Raw genomic sequence first — 2,456 nt, 5'->3', positions numbered from 1 at the left:
AAACAGACTGGTTTACAAAAAATGTCGAGACATCATGTTCATTTATCAAAAGATATTAATACTGCTATAAATGTCGGGAAAAGAAAAGGAAAACCAGCAGTATTTGCTGTAGATGCAAGTGCCATGTACAAAGATGATTATAAATTTTACTTTTCTGCAAATCATGTCTGGTTAGTTGATGAAGTCCCCTCACAGTATTTACAAATAATGAGAAAATAATCAAAGTAATTAATCAAGTATCAAATTAATTATGAAAGTTGAATACTGAATGATATAAAAACTATTTATAAAAGGAATTTATTTATCTTTTCTTTTGCGGGTTTAATACCCCCACATCTCACCCGCGGTACTCAAAATTGTTTGGGGGAGCTAATCCATAAGCAATTTTTCCTCCTGACTCCTGACTCCTGACTCCTGACTCCTTATTCAAGTAGATTTTTGACAAAATATGGGAACAGAATATTTCGACAGTAAAGAAAATTCTCAACAAAATAATCCTCAAAATAAAGGTTTATTAGGAGCTGGTTGGCGACCACTTAACCGAGACTTTGATTGGGAATATTTATGGCACTTATTATCTAAAGATCCTTGGGAACTCAGTCAAAAAACTCTTGATATAGCTAGCGATATTGCTGATGCTTTGGGTCGTCATCAATTTGCTTGGTGGGCGAATATATTAAATGTTTTTTCGGAAAATACACGATATGAATTTGATGAATTTTGGGACTATATAACTCCTCAACCTCCAGCTCCAGATTATCGTTATCAAGATGTATTGAGTGTAGAAACACCTGTGATACGCACTATTACTAGAGACACTATTGCTATTGAGTATGTTCTCAATAGACTACAGGAAATTACTATTTTTAAAATACTTGATTTATTGGGTAAACCTGACATAATTACCCAGTCATTCATGGAAAGAAATTTTTACTATCCGATAGAAAGATTTATCAGTTGGCAAAGTCTAGAAACTTTAGGAACAGTATATGCTTATTGGTCAAAATATTCCTGTTGGTTACAAATAGAATCTTATGATAAAGGTAGACGTTACTACAGTTTAATTGCTAAAGATATAGCACCACTTGTAAGAAAATCAACCTATAATATGGCAGTGATGGTAAGTGGTTATCAATGTCGTATAGGACAGGTTCAAAGTCAATTTCCGATCGATACATTTCCTCAAAATATTCAAAATTTTACTGACACGGTACAACAAGCAATTCTAGAACAAAATCAATTAGCTGTATTAGTAAGTGGAAAACCAGGAACAGGTAAAACAGCTTGGACTCAAGCATTAGCAAAAGAAGTTCTAGTTCCTTTAGGATATGTAATTTTTATATTAGATCATGATGCAGTAGAAAATTTTGTACCACCAGCATATCTAGAACAAATTTGTATTATTATCAATGAGGCAGATAATTTAGCTCAGGACCGCTCGCTTCAAGCTGCACAAACTAATAATAAAACAGAACATATTCTCAGTTTGCTAGATGGTACTTTATATCAAAGTGTCGTAGATGAATCAGGGATTTATCTGAAACAGAAATTAGTTGTTTTAATGACCTGTAATACTAAAGAAAGGCTAGATCCAGCTATTTTACGCAAAGGTAGAGTAGATTTAATGTATGAATTTACTTACTGCTTTGTGTAAATTTGCGTAAAATGTAGTTTGGTTTATAAAGTTTTGATGTAGACTTTAGTTTCTACACAAAAGGTTGCTAAAATATCTTAAAGAGGAGAATTATAATTCTAAGTGGAAAATATACTTAGAATTGAGTTTATAAATGTTTACAGGTAAAGTAATCATAAAAATTGGATAATAAAAAATATAGGATTTTTTTTATTGGCTTATTGGCAAGAATTAATAATATATGAAAAAGTCCATTTCAATATTTATTGTTCAGTATAAAAATTTCAAACCTGTATTTGATTAAGTTACAAATAACTATGTATTAGTGGGAAATTACCAAAAACAATAAATGTAGCTTAAATTATATTCAACCATCTATACACTTAATATTCAGGTAATTGATGTGGCCTATTTGTGAATTTTAGATTGAATCAACTTTTTTTGTAAGCATTTCCTGCAGAATGCTGACGGCTGAATGCTTACCTTTTTTTTGACAATTTCCTGAAGTAAAAAAAAATATACAGAAAATAGGAAATAATTCTGATAGTAAATCTATTTTGAGAGTTATTTTTGCTTTTTTATTTAGTAGTTATTATATTTTTGATTTACTTATTTCATATTCATAACTTTTGAATTTATGAAGAAGTCTGATAAATATTTTTCTGATTCTTCTATTTAAAAAAAATCATAGTTAACTTCTCCAACTGAGATATTCTTAATATAAAAATTAACTATTAATTAAGATTTGACAACTTGCATTTATAGACAAGTTAGTCTTAAAAAGATGATAGTAGAGGTGTTGAATATGATTGGTTTCACCACC

General features: G+C 30.0%; 2 protein-coding genes. Both read left to right on the top strand.

The genetic code is table 11. From position 1 onward, the window contains the following. A partial coding sequence (locus F6K13_RS28340) for an RNA 2'-phosphotransferase (protein WP_287289186.1) occupies nucleotides 1–219 on the top strand: 219 nt, incomplete at its 5' end. A gap of 229 nt (nucleotides 220–448) precedes the next feature. Then, the gene (locus F6K13_RS28335) at nucleotides 449–1,654 is read left to right on the top strand and encodes an AAA family ATPase (RefSeq protein WP_124147211.1); all 1,206 of its coding nucleotides are present in this window, start codon (nucleotides 449–451) and stop codon (nucleotides 1,652–1,654) included. Nucleotides 1,655–2,456 lie beyond the last annotated feature (802 nt).

Origin of the sequence: Okeania sp. SIO2B9 (genome assembly GCF_010672505.1) — a bacterium.
GTDB classification, from domain to species: domain Bacteria; phylum Cyanobacteriota; class Cyanobacteriia; order Cyanobacteriales; family Microcoleaceae; genus Okeania; species Okeania hirsuta.
The sequence above is the reverse complement of the archived record's forward strand: the minus strand, read 5'-3'. Positions and strand labels throughout refer to the sequence as shown.